The 20,064-nt window shown below is 68.5% G+C and carries 15 protein-coding genes and 1 CRISPR repeat array (1 of these 16 cut by a window edge); of the genes, 5 read left to right on the top strand and 10 right to left on the bottom strand.

What is annotated here, in order from left to right; translation table 11 throughout:
* Window positions 1-1,723: direct repeats of the CRISPR family, unit length 28 nt; unit sequence GGTCGATCCCCGCGCATGCGGGGGAGAC (it extends 1,599 nt beyond the left edge of the window).
* An 84-nt stretch (window positions 1,724-1,807) separates the two neighbouring features.
* The 10 genes from cas2e to ACZ5UM_RS07420 form a co-directional block, all read right to left on the bottom strand.
* On the bottom strand, window positions 1,808-2,113 hold the full coding sequence (gene cas2e / locus ACZ5UM_RS07465; RefSeq protein WP_464847913.1) for a type I-E CRISPR-associated endoribonuclease Cas2e: 306 nt from the start codon (window positions 2,111-2,113) through the stop codon (window positions 1,808-1,810).
* Window positions 2,082-2,987 (bottom strand): type I-E CRISPR-associated endonuclease Cas1e, encoded by a 906-nt coding sequence (gene cas1e, locus ACZ5UM_RS07460; RefSeq protein ID WP_464847912.1) that lies wholly within the window; start codon window positions 2,985-2,987, stop codon window positions 2,082-2,084. Before cas1e ends, cas2e begins: the two co-directional genes overlap by 32 nt.
* Entirely contained in the window at window positions 2,984-3,718 is a 735-nt protein-coding gene (gene cas6e / locus ACZ5UM_RS07455) for a type I-E CRISPR-associated protein Cas6/Cse3/CasE (protein ID WP_464847911.1), read from the bottom strand. The genes cas1e and cas6e overlap by 4 nt, the downstream gene beginning before the upstream one ends.
* Complete coding sequence (gene cas5e, locus ACZ5UM_RS07450) at window positions 3,718-4,452, bottom strand: type I-E CRISPR-associated protein Cas5/CasD (RefSeq protein ID WP_464847909.1); 735 nt, start codon at window positions 4,450-4,452, stop codon at window positions 3,718-3,720. The genes cas6e and cas5e overlap by 1 nt, the downstream gene beginning before the upstream one ends.
* Before the next feature lie 2 nt (window positions 4,453-4,454).
* A complete protein-coding gene (gene cas7e / locus ACZ5UM_RS07445; protein WP_464847908.1) occupies window positions 4,455-5,624 on the bottom strand; it encodes a type I-E CRISPR-associated protein Cas7/Cse4/CasC in 1,170 nt (389 codons plus the stop codon).
* Window positions 5,625-5,642: 18 nt separating this feature from the next.
* Window positions 5,643-6,146 (bottom strand): type I-E CRISPR-associated protein Cse2/CasB, encoded by a 504-nt coding sequence (gene casB, locus ACZ5UM_RS07440; protein ID WP_464847907.1) that lies wholly within the window; start codon window positions 6,144-6,146, stop codon window positions 5,643-5,645.
* Window positions 6,124-7,695, bottom strand: a complete 1,572-nt coding sequence (casA, locus tag ACZ5UM_RS07435; RefSeq protein ID WP_464847906.1) for a type I-E CRISPR-associated protein Cse1/CasA — start codon at window positions 7,693-7,695, stop codon at window positions 6,124-6,126. Before casA ends, casB begins: the two co-directional genes overlap by 23 nt.
* Window positions 7,692-10,319 (bottom strand): CRISPR-associated helicase Cas3', encoded by a 2,628-nt coding sequence (gene cas3, locus ACZ5UM_RS07430; protein WP_464847905.1) that lies wholly within the window; start codon window positions 10,317-10,319, stop codon window positions 7,692-7,694. The genes casA and cas3 overlap by 4 nt, the downstream gene beginning before the upstream one ends.
* Before the next feature lie 675 nt (window positions 10,320-10,994).
* Window positions 10,995-12,482: a lysine--tRNA ligase gene (gene lysS, locus ACZ5UM_RS07425; protein WP_464847904.1), complete on the bottom strand. Its 1,488-nt coding sequence runs from the start codon at window positions 12,480-12,482 to the stop codon at window positions 10,995-10,997.
* Between the two features lie 617 nt (window positions 12,483-13,099).
* Window positions 13,100-13,960 carry a DegV family protein gene (locus tag ACZ5UM_RS07420; RefSeq protein WP_464847903.1) on the bottom strand — a complete coding sequence of 287 codons (861 nt, stop codon included), beginning with the start codon at window positions 13,958-13,960 and terminating at the stop codon, window positions 13,100-13,102.
* Between the two features lie 231 nt (window positions 13,961-14,191).
* Between ACZ5UM_RS07420 and ACZ5UM_RS07415 the strand changes: the two genes are divergently transcribed.
* From ACZ5UM_RS07415 to ACZ5UM_RS07395, 5 genes are read left to right on the top strand one after another with little or no spacing between them, the layout of a single operon-like run.
* On the top strand, window positions 14,192-15,277 hold the full coding sequence (locus tag ACZ5UM_RS07415; RefSeq protein ID WP_464847902.1) for a BMP family lipoprotein: 1,086 nt from the start codon (window positions 14,192-14,194) through the stop codon (window positions 15,275-15,277).
* Between the two features lie 21 nt (window positions 15,278-15,298).
* Window positions 15,299-16,846: an ABC transporter ATP-binding protein gene (locus tag ACZ5UM_RS07410; protein ID WP_464847901.1), complete on the top strand. Its 1,548-nt coding sequence runs from the start codon at window positions 15,299-15,301 to the stop codon at window positions 16,844-16,846.
* Window positions 16,839-17,900: an ABC transporter permease gene (locus ACZ5UM_RS07405; protein WP_464847900.1), complete on the top strand. Its 1,062-nt coding sequence runs from the start codon at window positions 16,839-16,841 to the stop codon at window positions 17,898-17,900. Before ACZ5UM_RS07410 ends, ACZ5UM_RS07405 begins: the two co-directional genes overlap by 8 nt.
* On the top strand, window positions 17,893-18,798 hold the full coding sequence (locus ACZ5UM_RS07400) for an ABC transporter permease (protein ID WP_464847899.1): 906 nt from the start codon (window positions 17,893-17,895) through the stop codon (window positions 18,796-18,798). Before ACZ5UM_RS07405 ends, ACZ5UM_RS07400 begins: the two co-directional genes overlap by 8 nt.
* 20 nt (window positions 18,799-18,818) lie before the next feature.
* Window positions 18,819-20,060 carry an adenosylhomocysteinase gene (locus tag ACZ5UM_RS07395; protein ID WP_464847898.1) on the top strand — a complete coding sequence of 414 codons (1,242 nt, stop codon included), beginning with the start codon at window positions 18,819-18,821 and terminating at the stop codon, window positions 20,058-20,060.
* Window positions 20,061-20,064 lie beyond the last annotated feature (4 nt).

Raw genomic sequence — 20,064 nt, 5'->3', positions numbered from 1 at the left:
GCATGCGGGGGAGACTGGAGGCCGGGCATGAAGGCAAGGTGGGGTACAGGTCGATCCCCGCGCATGCGGGGGAGACTCGAACCGCTTGACCCGGGTGCGGAAGTAGACGGGTCGATCCCCGCGCATGCGGGGGAGACACTATCGGTCCGGCCGGCAGGTCCGCGTGGAGGGGTCGATCCCCGCGCATGCGGGGGAGACTTGACGTCCATGTCCAGGTCGGCGTAGAGGAACGGTCGATCCCCGCGCATGTGGGGGAGACCGCGCTCGGTGGAGTAGTCGACCCCGGTGGTGGGGTCGATCCCCGCGCATGGGGGGGAGACGTCCGGGAGCTGCGCACCACGCTGGCCCAGGGGGGTCGATCCCCGCGCATGCGGGGGAGACCGGACTCAAGTGCAACGGGTGCATGACCTCGGGGGTCGATCCCCGCGCATGCGGGGGAGACCGGGTCAGGCCCGCTTCCCGCCGTGCCGGTACGGGTCGATCCCCGCGCATGCGGGGGAGACACAGCCGGGTGGTGAACGGGACGCCCACCCGGCGGTCGATCCCCGCGCATGCGGGGGAGACCAGCCCAGCATGTAGTCGCGCCAGCCAATCTGAGGTCGATCCCCGCGCATGCGGGGGAGACCCATCGGCGTGCATACTCTTCGTATCCGCGCCGGGTCGATCCCCGCGCATGCGGGGGAGACCGGGCTCAGGAAGATCGACGACCTCCCCAAACGGGTCGATCCCCGCGCATGCGGGGGAGACCGCTGGAGTCACGTGCCCAGTTTATCAGGTGACGGTCGATCCCCGCGCATGCGGGGGAGACCATGCGCCGCACACGTCGCAGATCACAAACTCGGGTCGATCCCCGCGCATGCGGGGGAGACCCACAGTAGCAGCATGGGACGTGATCAAAGCGCGGTCGATCCCCGCGCATGCGGGGGAGACCCTAGACTTGGCGTCTGGCCGTTTCCGTGCCGGGGTCGATCCCCGCGCATGCGGGGGAGACCATGCGCCGCACACGTCGCAGATCACAAACTCGGGTCGATCCCCGCGCATGCGGGGGAGACCCACAGTAGCAGCATGGGACGTGATCAAAGCGCGGTCGATCCCCGCGCATGCGGGGGAGACCCTAGACTTGGCGTCTGGCCGTTTCCGTGCCGGGGTCGATCCCCGCGCATGCGGGGGAGACCTAGACGTCGCACACAAAATACCGTAAACGGTGGGTCGATCCCCGCGCATGCGGGGGAGACAGAGGACAAAATCGGGCACGTCCTCCGGGTCGAGGTCGATCCCCGCGCATGCGGGGGAGACTTCTCGATGGCCTTCTGAATGCGGGCCTCCAGCGGTCGATCCCCGCGCATGCGGGGGAGACCTGGTAAACCTGGTCGTCTTCCCAGCAGGCGACGGTCGATCCCCGCGCATGCGGGGGAGACCGGGGTCGGTGGGATGGCGGTACTGGTAAACCAGGTCGATCCCCGCGCATGCGGGGGAGACTCTACGCACGGATGCCATCGCGGCCCTGGACCGGGTCGATCCCCGCGCATGCGGGGGAGACGGGCCTGAACATGATTAAGTGGGCCGCCATCGGGGTCGATCCCCGCGCATGCGGGGGAGACCCCCTCATGCTGGCCCGGCGCCCTGGCCTGAAGGGTCGATCCCCGCGCATGCGGGGGAGACTCCTGCTGTGGAAGTTCGTCAACGCTGTTGTAGGGTCGATCCCCGCGCATGCGGGGGAGACTCTTGAAGTACAGCTGAACATGAGATAATATAATACTTTTACGTCTACTCTACCTCTCTTCTCCGATCCCGGCGGATGAGCCGTTCACCCCACCTCGTCTCGCGCTGCCCGTTTCGTCAAGAGAAGCCCATCCACCTCAACCAACTCCACCGGCGGCAGGCCCAGCGTGCGGACGGCATATCCGCCCGGCACGCTGGGTTCACTCCATACCATGACGATGCTGGCCTCCGTCTCGAGTTGAAACCAATCCTCAAGCACGGCCCAAATGCGTTCCCTCACCGCGGTGGAATAGCGGACGCTCATGTAGACGCCCGGGGCCAACTCCAGCATCGTGGAAGCCAGGAACCCCCGGATCCGATCAGCCACGTTGCGGGTGACGATCACCGTCATCGATCATCAGCAACTCCTTGATCCGGTCGATCATCGCCGGAATCAGCTTGTACCGCTTGAACCAGCGCGCAGCCTCATACCGCACCGCGCGTTCTAGGCTGACGGAAGGATCCTTCATCACCTTCGCGGCCACCGAGAACGCCAGCGGCAACGTGATGTCGGTCCGCCACAGGTCCGCGATGTCTAAGGTGAACGCGTTACTGGACTCCTCGTGGATGAACCCCAGGGGAGGCAAGGCTCCCACCGCGGCCACGGCGATGTCGGCCGCGGCTTCCACGAACGTAGCTGCGTGGTTAATGGCCTGGTTGGGTATGTCAGCCGCCGCGGGATGGTCACGGTCGTAGCGACGGCCCTTCCACTCCACGCCGTAGCGCTCAGCGATGAGCCGGTACATCTGCCTCAGGCGACCGCCTTCCATTCCCCGCAGTACGCTGATGTCTCGGTGCGGCAAGACCTCACCGAATCGATAGGCGTACATCCGGCGTGCCACCTGTATGCGGCTTTCCTCATCGGCCCAGAGACGGGCATGCGCACGGGCCACATCTGACCGACCCTGACCCATCGGAGGAGCGGTGTACATCTTCACGCCGCCCTCGCCAACCGCCGCGAGCAAGGTCCCGTGACGGGCCAGGAGCCGCAGCACATCGTGGGTGATGGACATGCCGGGACCCGCCAGAATCATCGACACGGTTTGATACGGGATGGCATAGTCACCCGGTGCGATATCATCACTGCCGGCGGCCAGGAAGCGCAACGTCCCATCCTCGACATACAGCTTCCCGCGGGAGAGCCATAGGAGGCCATGCCGATCCACGTGCGGTATCCGCGCCCCTGCCAAGCCCAGGCGGCCCGGGAACAGGAACGACCCGTTCATGGCGCCGGCCTCAGCAGGAGCATACCGTAGCCGAATGCCCGATGCCGCCCCACACCCCGGCGAAGCAGGGCGGAGAACGCCTCGGGATCGCCCACGGTTAGTTCCCCGCGCAGTAGGGCCTGGGGCCGCACGAGCCGCCGGAGGGAACGCTGACCACCGGTTCCCTGGTCCTTTCGAATCTGGCGCACCAGGCGGAACCCCTCCAGGCGGATGAAGGTGACACGGGCGGCAGCGTGGCGCTCCAGTTGCTCGCGCGCCCATTCGCAGTAAACCGCGTCCCTGCGCAGCCTCTGTGCTTGCGGTTCATCGGCCCGGATCAGGAACAGGTCCTTTTCCACACGGGTGCCGGCCTTGCGGCCGACCGGGCAGCCAAGAACCTCGAACGCCAGGCGCCGCCCGGTCCGCCAGTCCGAGGGCATCTCACGGCTGGCGATAGCTGCATCCGGCTGGGCGCAGACCGCCCACACGGACGGGTCAGCGAACTCCCGCAAACGTTGTCTCAGTTCCGCAGCGTCGTGGGACGTATAACCGAGCACGCGGGCCGGGCGTCCCCTTCCCGTGAACAGCCGCCAGGGATGCGGCGCCAGCTCACCGAAAGCCGCGGCCATCCAGGCATGCACCCCGTACCCCAGGTCATCGTCCTCGCCGCTCCGGTCCAGGCCCTGGCTCGCGAGAAACCGCAGGAGGGCCGGTATATCCAGCTGCAGCTCGACCATATACAACGGCTCCATCAGTCGGTCCCCCCCAGCATCCCCTCGGCACGCCACCGGGATCCCGCCGGGATGTGATTCCGCCAGTCGCGCAGATCGAACACGCGGCGTACCTCTCCACGGCCGGCCACTCCCAGTTCGGCCGGCCAGCAGGCATGGGTTGCTCTCCCCGGCCCAGGGGTGCCGTCCCGGGTCCAGACAGGCACCATACGCAGAATCGTGAGCAGGTCTTCCCCCTCCACGACCGGCGTATGGGGATCCAGCAGCGGGCGCGCCGGCAGGCAGCTCTTGCGTCCCAGAAACAGCGGCCGCGCTGGCTGCTGCAGGGCCGCCTTCACCGCCTCGAGATCGGGGGCCTCCTCCCCGGCAACGTGGAGCGCCACGGTCATGAGGCCGTCCGCCCAGTAATGGCGGTAGCGCTGGTGCGTCCCCAGCCTCGCCGCCTCACCCCCGCTGCGGTGCTCAGGTTCACCGCGGGTGGTCCAGCCGGGCTCCCGCATCTTGGGCTGACCGAGATCGACCGTATGATAGTCGACCACGTGCTCGGGGTCACTGTCCCACCGGGCCGCGAACTGGATCCTACCCTGGAGCGCCTGCAGGCGGTCAAAGTCGGCATGGTCCCATCCCAGTGCGTTGGCGATCAGGCCGGTGAGCATCGCCGTGCCCGGAAAGCGATCCGTGAACCCGTGCTGGTCCACCATCACGTATCCGAAGCTCATCAGGGGGGCGTCCAGCCGTAGAATCAACGTCTTCATGGCTACCTCCCGAAGAGCGCGTCCAGGCTTGCGTCGATGGCCGTTGCAAGGGGGGCAGTGGCCTCCCGGGACCGCGGCCAGGCGTGGAGGGTCGAAACATAGCGGTGCTCACCAGTGTCTCCGTACATCCCTTCGAGTCCGTCCAGGTACCGCGCGATAGCCGCGACCGACTGCTCCATCGGATGCTGGTCCCCTGCACCCAGACGGACCGGACGGAGGAAGGCGTTGGCCAGGCTGCGCGGCTGCGCGGTGCCGCTCTCCAACATGACGAACTCGGCCCGGGCGTAGGGTGCCGTCGAGCCCAGCTTGGCACCCGGCGTGACCTGCGCGATGGCGTGGACGAGCGCGGTGAGCGCGGAGCGGGCGTCGTGGGCATCCTGTCTGCGCCACTCTTCGCGGGAGCAGCCGGTCAGGTTGGACACCAGCAGCGGAACGTCCACCGCGACATAGCCGTAGAAGATGCCTGCGCCCAGTTCCATGTCGTTGGCATGGGCGGCCCCGGTCTCGTCGTCGGCTGCCAGGTCGTCCACTACCGTGAAGAAGTCTACCTCCGTGTTCAACTCATGGGTCGTAAACGCGTGGGCGACGTGAACGGGCGCGTCAACGCGGGCGAGAATATCGGACGTCACGAACCGCCCGAACATCGCACCGTCGAAGCCAACAGCCGGATCAGGCACGCCGGCCTCGCGCAGGAGCGCCTTGAAGTTGCCCTTGCCCTTCTTGATCTGCTGATCCAGGAAGTCCTTCGCCGCCTTCTCGTCGCCCTGCTGGGCGGCGTCTGTAACCAGGCGAGTCAGGTAGGTGGCTTCGGGATGGCCGAACAGCACCGGCTGCTTCATCGCCAGCGTCTCCTTGTCCAGCGCATCCTTCTCCCCTGCGGCAGTCAAAAGCCCGCTGGCCAGGTGCAGAATGAGACGGTGGGCCAGCTCCTCCTCCACCCCGGCCTCTACAACCCGCCGCTTCAGTTCCCGGCTGAAGAAGTGGCGGGAGCGAAGCCCGGCGGGCAGGTCGACCTGTCCCGTCATCCATTCACGCCAGTGACGCTTCTGGCACTGGCTGGAGACCCGCAGGCGCGGCACACCCCCGAAGGTGATGCGCTTGGCCAGCCCGGCGTCGTCGCGGTTCAGCAGACTCGCGTGGTAGCTCGTCAGGAAGTGGATCTGCAGAAACATGGCTTTCCCCCCATCTCGTTAACTTGCGGACTGATAATAGTCCTTTGCAATTCGCCTCTGAATCTGTTCCCGCTTGTCGGGGGCACGGGTCAGGAGCAGCTGTGCCGCATCGACCCAGTTGCAAGCGGACCCTTTCGCTGCCAGGAATCGGGCGGCCCGCAGCAGCAGCGTACGGCGAATGTCGCCATCTGCCGCCAACAGCCGTTCGAGCCTGGCTTCCGAGTAGCCCGCTTCCGCCAGCGCCGTCCCCAGCCTTCGGTCGGGCCGGTGCGCGTTGGGGCTCATCAGGGCAAGGCCGGCGACGATCGTGATCCAGTCCTTCCGCAGTTCGGCATCCGCATCCCAGCCCGCGTCGAGGTGCCGCAGGGCAAACCGGTAGAAGGTGAGGGGTGGCGCCTGGGTGGGAACCATGCGCCGGAGCGCCGCCCGCTCGCCGGTGGGGAGGCGGTCGCTGTCGATCACCTGTGCAATGCGGCCGATGGTGCTCGGCAGACCATGATCAGGAAGTGGTTGTGCCTGCATGTGACTCCTCCTTTACAAAGGGAAAGGTTCTGTACAACGCACCCCAGAAGGTTCTCTCCGCCCGAACCTGGGCCCGATAGTGCCGCCCGGCCCGCCTCGGCATCGCCGCCATGGCCTCGCCCAGAACCGTCAATCCATGATCGCGCAGCAGTTTTACCCACCCGGTGAGGACCTGCTCCTCCACGAACGGGTCAGGAACGGACCAGAGCCACGGGAAATAGGCGTCCGCCCACAGCGCCGCAAACCGCCCCGAGAACCGTTGCCACCAGGCTTGCGCGGAAACCCGGTCCAGCTGAACGGTCTCCGGCGCGCCTTCCAGGTATTGGAACACCGCCGGCTTGAGCACACGTTTCTCGAAGAGGCCGGCATATTCCAGCGCCGCCCGGCTGAGCTGCGCCAGAGGTTCCCGCTGAGCAGGCGGGCCGAAGAGGCGTGCCTGCACCTTGGGCGGAATGGATATCTCACGCTCGTGGAAGCCGTCCGTGGTGCCTTGCCCTCGGACGAGAACGGACACGGTCAGCCAGAGCAGCCCGCTCCACCCGTCCCCCGGCCTCTGCAGCGGCGATATCCGCAGTCCGTCGGCGAAGACCAGCCGGCGCAGGACCTCCGGGGTCAGCCCCTGGGGCGAGATGGTCAGGGCCTTTTCGTCGCCTGACCGTCCTCCCTTCCCGGTGCCGATGTCGATGGGCAGCCACGCATCGCCGACCACGCCTTTCAGGTCCTTGGCGGCAATGCGGTTCGATTCCGACGGGACGGTATCAGCCCGGATGTGCCCGTCCTGGCTCCGCAGTCGCACCCGCCGGCAGATCTCAATATGGAAGGGATCCAGCCTTCTGAGGGGCAGAGAATCTCGTCCATCCCAAGGATCCAACCATACAAGGACCAGGCCGTGCGGATCATAGCCGAACGCGTCCGCAAGCACCTGCTGGCGATGCCGCAGGAGTCGGGTCACCGCATCCCGCCAGCGCTGTCCCAGGCTCCGGCTGCGGACAAGCTCCACGATGGGGCGATTGCCGAATCCGCTGTTCATACGGGCGATTCCCGGGTTGCCGCGACCGAAATAGCCGCTCATCGTCTGCAGGCTGATGAGTGCGTAGACCCACTCATCCGGGTGCGAATGGGCAGCCCGGGCCTGTTTCAGGTCGTGGTTCTTGGCGGTCGGCAGCAGGTCCAGTGCGTCCGCACTGTATGCAGAAGGTTTGAGCTTCCCGTGGTCTGCTCCCGGCAGTGGCGGCTGCATGAAGGCGGGGCGCGACAGATCCGGAACCACCAGCCTCCAGGCATCGTCTCCCGCCTCACCAGCCAGCGACCGAAGCCTCTGCCGCCAGTAGTCCTCGTCCTGGACGGGATCGGTCTGCCCGTCGCGGGCCAGGATGGCCCCGGCTAGGTAGCAGAGGAACACATGAAAGGCGTCGGCCTGATGGCGTTGCAGGCCCACCAGATGGTGCACCCGGTCGTCCCCCAGCGCGGCCAGGAGGGCTGGCAGACTGAGCGGTTCTTGCCCCTGGTCGGTAACGGCTCTGAGCAAGGGGTCGACAAGCAGGTTCATGGCGCCACCTCCAATCCAAAGCGGCTGTAGTGGTAGCGACGGTTGCCACACCGCAGGAGTGCTGTGCCCTGGTTCACGTCCTCGATGACCACCTTCTCTTCCCACTCATCCGGCGCCATATGGCCGGGGATCACCAGTTCGTGGAGCGTCTGCCCGAAGGGGCTCGTCAGCGGCTCCGCCAGCGGCAGCTGCAGGCTGTCAGCGCCCAGCCGTACGGCCACCCTACCGCCCTGTTCGTTGAATGCAAACGCACCGAAGTACTCGCTGAAGGTGGCCGCGGCATGACCCGCCGCGATGGCCCGCGCGAGATCCCCGCCCTCGATGTTCTGGGCGTGCCGCTGCCAGCGGGTGCCCTCCAGTGCGGCCAGGCGCTCAGGATGCGTAACGGCTTCCACCAGACGGCGATTGTCCTGGGGGATGCACACGACCGGCCAGTCGCCCAGCGCCCGGCGGGTGAGCTCCAGTGTCCGCAGATCCGCGTAGACGCTGCCGTAACCGATCCGCCTGTATGCGCTCAGCGTCTCACCGCGCTCGTCGAGCGCTTCCTCCAGATCTCCGGCAGGCGTGAGGACCACGCAGCGCGGGTGCCCAAACCCTTCCGGCCGCGGTCGCGGGTGTCGGTGGAGACGCCCTACACGCTGCAGGAGTACGTCGGCCGGAGCGAGATCGGTGATCAGCAGATCCGCGTCGATATCCAGGCTTTGCTCCAGGGTCTGGGTGCCGATCAACAGCAGCGGCCCCGACGGGCTGCCCGGTCCGAGCCGCGCGCTCACCTGCCGGTCCAGGACGAGACGGTCTTCCGCCGCGAATCGGCCGTGGTGGGGGCAGATCACACCGTTGCACCGGAACAGCCACTCGGGGTCCACCAGCGGATGCCTCTCGACGGCCCGCAGAAGTCCGATCGCCCTTCCCACGGTGTTGAGCACGACCAACACGCGGGCACCCGCCTCCAGGGCCTCTGCAATCCGATCGATGGCCTCCTCCTGGGAAAAGGCCAGAGGGAGGGTCTCGAACCTCACCCGTTTCTGCGGGCGATCACCAGAGCCGGCAGGCTTGGGGGTGCCGTCCCCGATCGTGACGGAAGGATAGGGCGCCGCCACCGCCGAGTTGAAGCTGGGCACCTCGCCGGTCGGTTGCCGGCGGGCGATGGCGCGCACGGCCACGGCCACGTAGCGCTGTCGCGCACGGGCCCCGAGGGTGGCCGAAAGCAGCATGGCGTACCCCCCGGCCCCGAGGTGATGATCCAGCAGGAACTCCAGAAGCCGGCCCATGTACGGGTCCGATGCGTGCACCTCGTCGACGACCAGCAGGCTGCGATCGAGGCAGACGGAACGCAAGTGGGCATGCGCTGTCTGCACCGCAGAGAGCAAGACCTGATCGATCGTACCGACGGCCACCGTAGCGGCCAGAAAGCGCTTGGGATGCTCTGCGGCCCACTGCCGCTCGCGCCGCAGCAAGGCCGGGTCATCCTGCCACAGGTGACCGGCATCCGGCAGCAGCCGATCCGGCGGAAGACCATCGACCTGTGCGTAGCCCGGCACCGCCAGCAGCGTCACGGGCCGGTGCTGCGCATCCGGAAACCAGCGGCTGATCGTGCGATGGACGCGCCCGTAAAGCTCGCGCGCCGCGACCCGGGTAGGCAAGGCGAAGTAGAGCCCGTCCACCTTGCCCGCCGCGAACAGCTTGAAGAACCAGTTCAGCGCGGCCTCGGTCTTACCTGATCCGGTCTCGGACTCGGCAATAATGAGCCGGTTACGCTCGTCTGCGGGATCCAGGGCATCGACCACAGCCTGCAGCGGGCGGGGCGAGAAGCCGAAGCGCGACGCAAACGTCGAAGACAGGCCAGCGAGCTGTGCACGGCTTGGCCTGGCGTCGAGGCCCACAGCCCACAAGAGGCTCGGCACAACCCGGGTACCATGCTGTAGCCGCTCCGCCGGCGACAGGGGCTGGATCGGAAACCAGTCCGGGTGCGAGCCGAGCCAGTCAGCCAGCATGACCAGGCCGGCGAAGCGGTGGTGGAACCGGGGCGCTGCTGGCAGAGGCTCCCCACCGAACTCGAAGGCCCGCGGGAAAGCCAGGCGGGCAGCCGCGGCGATGTCGGCGATGGCATCCATGGGGTTCATCGCGCCGTCCGCGCGCCACCACTTCCGGCGCGCTTCCCAGTACGTTCCGGACATCTCTCCCTGGAAACACAGGGGCCAGCCGTGGTGCGAGAAGCTGGCCAACAGGTAACTGTAGGCAACCTGATCGTCCGGAAACCAGGCGGCCAACTCGGGAGGCAGCGACTGCAGAAACGCCGCGTGCAGCTCCGGATCGTGGACCTCGGGATCCAGGATCGGCGCCATCTCCCGGATGTGACCCGCGCGGGGGGCGTCGGCACTGAACACCTTGCGCTGAAAGCCGAGGTTCGCCTTGCCGGCGTCGTGCAGCATCGCCAGTACAGCCAGTCGGTCCAGCTGCTGATCAGACAGCGGCAACCCGCTCGTGCGGTCCAGGACCCTCCGAATCGCATCCAGGTCACAGAGGCCCCGGAAGACCAGTGCGACATCGAGACAGTGGCAGGTGAGGGGCAGCCACGTCCCCCGCGCCTGATCGTATTTGCCCCAGAAAGCCGCGCGCGACATCCCGTCTTGCCCCCTTTCTCAGTCATCTACCCGCCTTCCGCCAGGTGGATGGCTAGACTTCACAGTTGTAAGATCTATTCTGGCACACTTCGCCTGACTCCTCCGGACTGTCTGGCCACCCGCCGACATGGAGTGATCCATAGTGACACACATTTCCAAAGCGATTCTAACGCTCTCGAGTGACAACGGTGTGTCACTGGTGAGCAAGAAAAGGGACTGACAGACGTCTCAGCAGCCGAAAGCCCACCAACTCGGCCGGCACGCTCCGAGTCCCGGCCGCACGAGGGCCACACTAAGTAAAGAGCCTGCTCCCCCGTCGACGGTGGTGCAGGCTCGTTCGTATTGACCGCCTCAGGCGCCCGGTGAACGCTACCCCGGCCAGCGCCAGGACCACGGCCAGGTAGAGCGGCGCCGCGTCGCCGGGAATGCCGTAGCGAAAGAACAACCGAAACCTCCCCGGAAAGACTCCCCGCCCGCCACGGGGCCGGACTCCCTCTCCGGAAGCGGTCCGAACGGACCGTAATCCCAATATTCAGCATACAACAGAGCAGTTCGGCCGCGCCAGCCCGTTTCCTTCCGCAGCCACAGAACAAGCCATCGAGTCGCCGGGGATGGACCCTCCCCGGTCTCAAAGGCTCCTGTTCTGGCATCACGGCGCTCGGCCCGCCGGCGCCTCTACCTGTCCCGCAGCGTCGGGAACAGGATGACGTCCCGGATGGACGGCGCCCCGGTGAGCAGCATCACCAGCCGGTCTACGCCGATGCCCAGCCCGCCTGTGGGCGGCAGCCCGACCTCCAGGGCCGCCAGGAAGTCCTCATCCAGCGGGTGCGCCTCCTCGTCCCCGGCCGCCCGCTGCGCCAGCTGCGCCTCGAACCGCGCCCGCTGGTCCTCGGGGTCGTTGAGCTCGGAGAAGGCGTTGGCCAGCTCCCGTCCCTGCACGTACAGCTCGAACCGCTCGGTCAGGCGGGGGTCCCGGGGATCGCGCTTGGCCAGGGGCGAGGTCTCCACCGGATGGCCGATGACGAAGGTGGGCTGGATGAGCCGGTCCTCCGCGTACCGCTCGAACAGCTCGGCCAGGAGCCCGCCCCAGGTGGCCGCCTCGACCTCGTAGCCCGCGGCCTCCGCCGCGGCCCGCACCGCCGCCGCGTCCTTCCGCTCGTCCCCCGACGATCCGAGGGCCATCACGTCGATGCCCGTGGCCTCCTTCACCGCCTCGGCCATGGTGACGCGCCGGAAGGGGCCGGTGAGGTCGATCTCCCCCGCCTGCAGGCTGCCGTTCGCCGCCAGGGCCGCGTTCTGCACCAGCCGCTCGGTGAGGTCCATCATGTCCCGGTAGTCCGCATAGGCCTGATAGACCTCCAGCGAGGTGAACTCCGGGTTGTGCCGGGTGGAGAGCCCCTCGTTCCGGAAGACCCGGCCGATCTCGTAGACCCGCTCCATGCCGCCCACCACCAGCCGCTTCAGGTGCAGTTCCGTCGCGATGCGCCGGCTCAGCTCCCGGTCGAGGGCGTTGTGGTAGGTCAGGAAGGGACGTGCGGCCGCCCCGCCGGCCAGCGGGACCAACACCGGGGTCTCCACCTCCATGAACCCCAGTTCGTCCAGCGTGCGGCGCAGGCTGGCCACGATTCGGGACCGCGCCTCGAAGACAGACCGGCTCTCGGGATTGACCAGCAGGTCCAGGTGGCGCTCGCGGTAGCGGAGCTCCACGTCCCGGAGCCCGCCGTGCTTGTCGGGCAGCGGCCGGAGCGCCTTGGTCAGCATGGTCAGGCTCTCCACCCGCACCGTCAGCTCGCCGGTGCGGGTGCGCATCAGCACGCCTTCGGCGCCGACGATGTCGCCCAGGTCGAGATGCTCCCAGACCAGGCGGTCCTGGTCCGTCAGCTCGGGCAGGCGCAGGTAGATCTGCAGGCGGCCGGAGCCGTCCTGCAGATGGGCGAACGCGATCTTGCCGTGGGACCGCAGGCTCACGACCCGGCCGGCGATCCGCACCCGAACGGGGGCGGCGTCCAGTTCCTCCGCCGTCGCCTCTCCGTACGCACGGCGCAGGTCGCCCGTCAGGTGGCGGTCGCCGAAACGCGTGCCGAAGGGGTCGACGCCGGACAGGCGCAGGGCTCGCAGCTTGGCCCGGCGCGCCTCCTGCAGCTGTTCTTCGCGCGATAGCATGCTGAAACTCCTCCTCCTCAACAGTCGGCAAGACACAGAAAAAAGCCCCCGTCCCGGTGTCGGGACGGAGGCCTGTGCTCCGCGGTACCACCCAACTTGGCCGCCTCAGCGGCGGCCCTCTTCATCCGCGCATGTCCCGGCGGGACCGGCCCGCGCAGGAAACGCCCGGCTCCCGCTATCGGGGGAGAACCGTCCTCGTCTACTGCCCCGGGCGCGCCGGGGGTTCGGGAGGCAGCTCCGAGGCCTTGTACGCAGGTCTCTCCAGGTCGGAACTCTCACCGGCCGTTCCGCTCTCTGTGCCCGAGAAGGCCTGCGCAGCGGGGAGCCGTTCCCCGCCCTCTTCCTCGCCTTGCGCGCTGTACGAACCTATGCTATCCCTCCGCCGGAAGCGTGTCAACCAGGCAGGACGCTGGGTTCGCATGGTAAGACGTGCGCGGGATGGCAGCGGCGCCCGGGTGCGCCGCGTCGCGTACGCCCCCGCATAGGGCCAAACGCACGACAGCGGATACGTGGCGCCCAGGACGCTGCACCCGGTTCGCGGCATCCATATACCCCGGCATCAAGAAGCCATCGAAGGCCACATGGACCGGCCGCCGATGGCTTCTTCCGCTCGGACCCTACTTCGTCGCGTACAGAATCCCGATGGTGCCCGGCCCGCAGTGGCTGCCGATGACGGCGCCGGCCCTGGTCACGAGGACCTCCTGGACCTCCGGCATGATGCGCCGGACCGCCTCGACCATGTACGGCGCATCCTCGTGGGGCGAGTCCGGGCTCGTCACGAAGACCCGCTCGGGGCGCACCCGGCCCTGCGCCACATCCTCGGCGAAGCGCTCCAGCATCCAGTCCAGGGCCTTCTTGCGGGTTCCCCGGATCTTGGCGGCGACGATCATGCCCCCGTCGACGACGGAGATCACCGGCCGGATCTTCAGCAGGGTGCCGACCAGCGCCGCCACGCCGCTGCAGCGGCCGCCCTTGTGCAGGTACTCCATCGTGTCGATGACGAACGACGTCCGCACCCCGGCCTGGTAGGTCTCCAGGTCCGCGATGATCTCGTCCATCGACTTGCCCTGCCGCACCAGGTCACAGGCATGAAGCACCTGCAGCCCGATGCCGGTGGAGAGGTTCCGGGAGTCGAAGACCCGCACCTGGCCCTCGGGGAACTCCGATGCGGCGATCTGCGCATTCTGCAGCGTCGCCGAGAACTGGGACGAGATGCCGATGAACAGCACTTGGCTCCCGTCGGCCGCCGCCTCTTCGAAACACTTGCGGAAGACGGCGGGGGCGGGGCTGGCCGTCTTGGGCAGTTGATTCCGTTCGGCCACCGTCCGGAACAGCCGGTCGGTGTCCATATCGACCCCGTCCTGGAACGACTCCTCGCCGAACTGCACGAGCAGGGGCACCACCCGCACATCAAACGCGCGCAGAAGCTCAGGGGAAAGATCCGCGGTGGAGTCTGTCACGATGCGAATGGAAGGCATGGCATACGACCTCCGTATGAGCAGGTTCGCTTAGTTAATACTACCATACCTTCACGGATTCAGCGCCTGCCCCGTTCGCCCGATGTCCCGACAACCTGCCTTTCGGCGGCGCAACGGCGTCCGGTTGGCAGGTTGACCCCGCCCCCAGGGCAGAATAGAATCCTTAATGGAACCTACAGGCTTAAACAACAACCGGCCCGATTAAGATGATTCGTGAAGGGGAGAACGAAAATGACCAAGTACCGGCTCCTCAGGTTCATCGCAGTCCCCGTGCTGGCCGCCTTCCTGCTGGCCGGCTGCGGCGGCGCCCAGTCCGGCGGCTCCAACCAGACCCCGGGCACGCAGACCCAGCAGCCCGCCCCGTCCGAGCAGACACCGGCCCCGACGGAGTCCGACGCCAAACCTGTGCGCGTCGTGGTCGTGCTGCCGGACAAGATCGGCCTCAACCCGTTCCACCAGGTGACCGTCCAGGGCGTGGAGCGGGCCAAGGCCGAGTTCGGCATCGAGGCGCAGATCATCGAGTCCAAGGACTGGGGCGCCATCGAGGAAAACCTGCGGGCCGTGGCCGCCGAGGAGAAGTGGGACCTGATCTTCACCTCCGGCTTTGAGTCCGCCGAACCGCTGCAGAAGGTGGCGGCAGAGTTCCCTGACCAGAAGTTCGCCATCCTCGACACCACCGTCGACATGCCCAACGTCCGCTCCATCGCCTTCAAGGAGCACGAGGCCGCCTTCCTGCTGGGCGCGGCGATGGGCCTGGTGACCGAGACCAACATCGTCGGCATGGTCGGCCCCCTGGAGATTCCGTTCTTCCAGCGCTGGACCCAGGGCATCCGGATGGGCCTGGACGCGGTGAACCCCGACATCAAGCTGCTCATCCACTGGACCAACTCGTTTGAGGACGTCGCCCGGGCGAAGGAGCTGGCCCTGGAGCAGCACGCCCAGGGAGCCGACGTGATCGCCGCGGTGGCCGGCGGCGGCAACTTCGGCGTGTTCGAGGCGGCCCGGGAGAAGGGCTTCTACACGGCCGGCCAGGACACCAACCAGTCCGTCCACGACCCCGAGCACATCCTCTTCAGCCAGATCAAGGGGCTGGACATCGTCACCTACGCCACCATCAAGGACCTGGTGGAGGGCAACTGGTCCTTCGGCACCGCCGTGTACGGCCTGAAGGAGGGCGGCGTGGGCCTCTCCCACCTGGCCGACAAGACCCTGGAGCGGCATCCCAAGCTGACCGACGAGGTCATGCAGAAGCTGGAGGAGCTGCAGAACAAGATCCTCACCGGTGAAATCGTGGTGCCCGACCCCCTGGCCGGGTAGGGCTCCAGAGGTGGCGCTGACATGAGTCGTGCACCGGCCATCGCCGCGACCGGCCTGGTGAAGGTCTACCCGGGCGGGGTCGTGGCCAACGACGGTGTCTCCATCCAGGTGGAAGCGGGATCGATCCACGCCGTGGTCGGCGAGAACGGCGCGGGCAAGACCACCCTGATGAACCTGCTGTACGGCATGGAGCAGCCGACCGCGGGCGAGATCCGCATCCACGGGGAGAAGGTGGTCTTTCGCAGCCCGCACGATGCCATCGCCCGCGGCGTGGGCATGGTCCACCAGCACTTCATGCTCTTCCCGTCGCTCACCGTGGCAGAGAATATCGTGCTGGGGCGCGAGCCGCACCGGTTCGGCCGCCTGGACCGGCGGGAAGCCGCCGCCCGGGTGGCCGAGCTGGCCGAGCGGCACCGGCTCCCCATCGACCCTCTGGCCCGGGTGGGCGACCTGCCCGTGGGCCTGCAGCAGCGCGTGGAGATCCTGAAGACGCTGTACCGCGGCGCGGAGATCATCATCCTGGACGAGCCCACGGCGGTGCTGACGCCGCAGGAGTCCGACGAACTCCTGGCCGTCATGCGCCACCTGGCAGACCAGGGCAAGACGATCCTGTTTATCTCCCACAAGCTTGCGGAGGTGCTGGCCGTCAGCGACCGCATCACGGTGATGCGGGGCGGCCGCGTGGTCGGCGAGCGGGACCGGACAGGGACCAACCTGGACGAGCTGGCCACGCTGATGGTCGGCAGCCTGCCGGCGCCACCGGCGACCGTCCGGCGCGAACCGGGGGCGCCGGCCCTGCGCGTGGAGGGGCTGTGGGTGCGCGGGCCCCGGGGGCAGTCGGCCGTGCAGGGCGTCTCGTTCACCGTGCGCCACGGCGAGATCGTCGGCATCGCCGGCGTGGCCGGCAACGGGCAGAGCGAGCTGATCGGCGCCCTGACGGGGCTGGTGCCCGCCGCGGAGGGCCGGATCCTGCTGGACGGCCAGGACATCACCCGCCTCTCCGTGCGGGAGCGGCGTGCAGCGGGCATGGCCCACATTCCGGAGGACCGGTACCGGTGGGGATCTGCCCGGGAGGCGTCCGTCGCCGACACCGCCGCGATGGGCCCGCACTACCGGCCGCCGCTCTCCCGCCGGGGGCTGATCGACCGGTCGGCCTGGCTGCGGCGCGCCGCCGCGATCGTGGCCGAGTACCGGGTGCGCACCCCGGGCCTCTGGGCCCGGGCCGGGGCCCTCTCGGGGGGCAACCTGCAGAAGCTGGTGGTGGGCCGTGAACTCGCCGGCGACGCCCACTGCCTCATCGTCGCGGAGCCCAGCCGGGGCGTGGACCTGGCCGCCGCGGCCTTCATCCACGACCAGCTGCTCGCCCGCCGGGAGCGGGGCGATGCCATCCTGCTGGTCTCCGCGGATCTGGGCGAGCTCATGGCCCTCTCGGACCGAATCCTCGTGATGTACGAGGGGCGGATCGTCGGCGAGGTGGCGCGGGACCAGGCGGACGAGCGGCAGATCGGGTTGTGGATGGCCGGCGCGGACCTGCCCGCCGCGGGGGAAGGAGGGGACGCCCGTGAGTGACCGGTTCACCGAGGGGCTGGCGGATCTCCTGCGACCCTTGCTGGCGGTGCTGCTGGGCCTGGCCGTCGGCGCCGCGGCCATCTGGGCCACGGGCCATCCGGTGGGCGAGGCGTACGCTGCCCTCTGGAACGGCGCGTTCGGCAACCGCACCTTCTTCGGCTCCACCCTGGCCCGCTCGTCCACGATCGCGCTGGCCGGCCTCGGCGTGGCCGTGGCCTTCCGGGCCGGCGCCCTCAACCTGGGCGGCGAGGGCCAGCTGGCCCTGGGCGGCCTGGCCGCGGCCCTGTTCACGATCTACGTCCCCCTGCCCGGCCCCCTGCCGCTGGTCGCGGGCCTGCTGGCCGGCGCCGCGGGCGGCGCCCTCTGGGCCCTGCTGCCCGCCTGGCTGGAGGTGCGGTTCAGGGTCCAGCTGCTCATCAGCTCGCTCCTGCTCAACTACGTGGCCGTCTACTCGGCCAGCTACCTGGTGAGCGTCCCGTTCCGGGATCTTTCGGGCGGCGGGGCCCTGGCGCAGACCCGGCTCATCCCCGAGGCGGCGCGCATCGCCCTCCTGCCCGGCACCCGCATGCACGCGGGCATCCTGATCACCCTGGCCCTGAGCCTGGTGCTCTGGTTCGTCATGATGCGCACGGTGACCGGGTACGAGTGGCGCATGACCGGCCTCAACCCCGACTTCGCCCGCTACGGCGGCGTCGACCGGGTGCGCGCCCTGGTGACGGCAATGCTGGTCAGCGGCGCGGTCGCCGGCCTGGGCGGCGCCATCGAGGTCATGGCCGTCTACCACCGCTACATCGACGGCAACCTCACCCGGCCCGGCTTCGCCTGGTCCGGGCTGATGGCGGCCCTGCTGGCCGACAACCACCCGCTCGGGGTGCTGCTGGCCGCCTTCCTGCTGGGCGTGATCCAGGTGGGTTCCACCGGCATGGAGCGGACCACGCAGATCCCGCTGGAGATCTCCAGCGTCGTGCAGGCGGTCATCGTCCTGTTCGTGTCCGTGCGCATCGGCGCCGACCTGCTCAGGCGCTTCCGGGGAAGGAGGGCGGCCCGTGGCTGATCTCTTCGACATCCAGCTCCTGCACATGACCCTGCGGACCGTCGTCCCGGTCCTGCTGGCCGCGCTGGGCGGGGCCCTGTGTGAGCGGGCGGGCCTGTTCAACGTCGCCCTGGAAGGCATGATGCTGGCCGGCGCCTTCGGCGCCGTGGTCGGGTCGTTCTTCCTGGGCGGCGCCGGGTGGGGCGTGCTGGCGGCGATTGCCGCCGCCACGGCGATCGGCCTGATCCTGGCGGTTCTCAGCCTCAACCTGCGGGCCAACGAGATCGTCGTGGGCATTTCGCTCAACCTGCTGGTGGTGGGGCTCACCACCTTCCTCACGCGGGTGGTGCTGGGGGCAACGGGCACCTTCCACCACCCCGATCTGCAAGGGCTGCCCCAGTGGTCGCCGGAGTGGCTGCAGGCGGTCCCGGTGCTGGGCCGGCTGCTCAGCGGCCACACCCCGGTCGTCTGGGCCGCTTACCTCGCCGTCCCCGTCCTCTCCTACTTCCTGTTCCAGACGACCATCGGGCTCCGGCTGCGCGCCGTGGGCGAGCACGCCCGCGCGGCGCAGACCCTGGCCGTGAACCCGCTGCGCATGCAGTACCTGGCGGTCATCCTGGCCGGCGTGCTCACCGGCCTGGCCGGGGCACAGCTCTCGCTGGGGCAGGTCCGCATCTTCCAGGAGAACATGACCGCCGGGCGCGGCTTCATCGCCCTGGTGGCAGTGATCTTCGGCCGGGCCCACCCGACGGGCGTGCTGCTGGCCAGCCTGCTCTTCGGCGTGATCGACGCCCTGGGCATCCGGCTGCAGGGCGCGGGCCTGCCGTCGCAGGTGACCGGACTGCTGCCCTTCGTCGTCACCCTGCTGACCCTGGTCGCGCTGCGGGGCCGGGGGCTCAACCGGCAGGGCACCGCCTGAGCGAAAGGAGAGGCAATCCGATGCAGAGCGTGATTGCAGACCCCTCCCTCGCCCCGCTGGGCCATCAGAAGATCGACTGGGTCGCGGCGCACTCCCCGGTGCTCAACCGGCTCTTCGAGGAGGTGCTGAACGACGGCAGCCTGAAGGGGCGCCGCATCGCCGTGGTCGTGCACCTGGAGGCCAAGACCGCCTACCTGGCCCTGCTGCTCAAGAAGGCCGGGGCGCACGTCATCGCCGCCAGCTCCAACCCCCACTCCACCCAGGACGCGGTCTGCGCCGCGCTGGTGGAGCGCGGCGTGCAGGTCTTCGCCCGGCACGGCGTGAGCCAGGAGGAGTTCGAACGGGACCTGGAGCGGGTCCTGGAGGCCCGGCCGGAGTTCATCATCGACGACGGCGCCGAGCTGGTGAGCCGGGCGGTGCGCCGGGGCGGCGACATCCTGGCGGCCATCCGCGGCTCCTCGGAGGAGACCACCACCGGCGTGATGAAGCTGGAGGCCATGGCGGCGGAAGGGAAGCTCCCCTTCCCGGCCATCGCGGCCAACCACGCCATGTGCAAGCACCTCTTCGACAACCGCTACGGCACCGGCCACTCCACGCTCGGAGCCATCATGGCCGCCACCAACCTGTTCCTCACCGGCAAGAAGGTGGTGGTCATGGGCTACGGCTGGGTCGGGCGCGGCGTGGCCCGCTACGCCGCGGGGCTGGGCGCCCGGGTGACCGTCACCGAGGTCGACCCCGTCAAGGCGCTGGAGGCCTACGCCGACGGCTTCAGCGTGGCGAACTCCCTGGATGCCGCGGCCACCGGCGAGGTCTTCATCACCACCACCGGGTCGGTGCACGTGCTGCGCCGGGAGCACTTCGCCCGCATGCGGGACGGCGCCCTGGTGGCCAACGCCGGCCACTACGCCCACGAGATCGACCTGGAGGGGCTGGCCGCGATGGCCGTGGCCCGGCGCGAGGTCCGCCCGAAGGTGGAGGCGTTCGAACTGGCAGACGGCCGGCGCATCCACGTGATCGCCGGCGGCGAGCTGGTCAACATCGCCGCCGCCGACGGCCATCCGGTGGAGATCATGGACCTGACGTTTGCCGTGCAGGCCCTGTCCTGCCACTACCTGGTCAACCACCACGACGAGCTCCGCCCGGGCGTGCACCGGCTGCCCCCGGCGATCGACCGGCAGATCGCCGAGACCAAGCTGAAGACCCTGGGTGTGACGCTGGACGAACCCACCCCGGAGCAGGAAGCCTACACGAAGCAGTGGTAGATCA

It is taken from the genome of Symbiobacterium ostreiconchae, from assembly GCF_055396975.1.
Note: the sequence above shows the minus strand (reverse complement) of the source record. Positions and strands in the feature narration are given on the sequence as shown.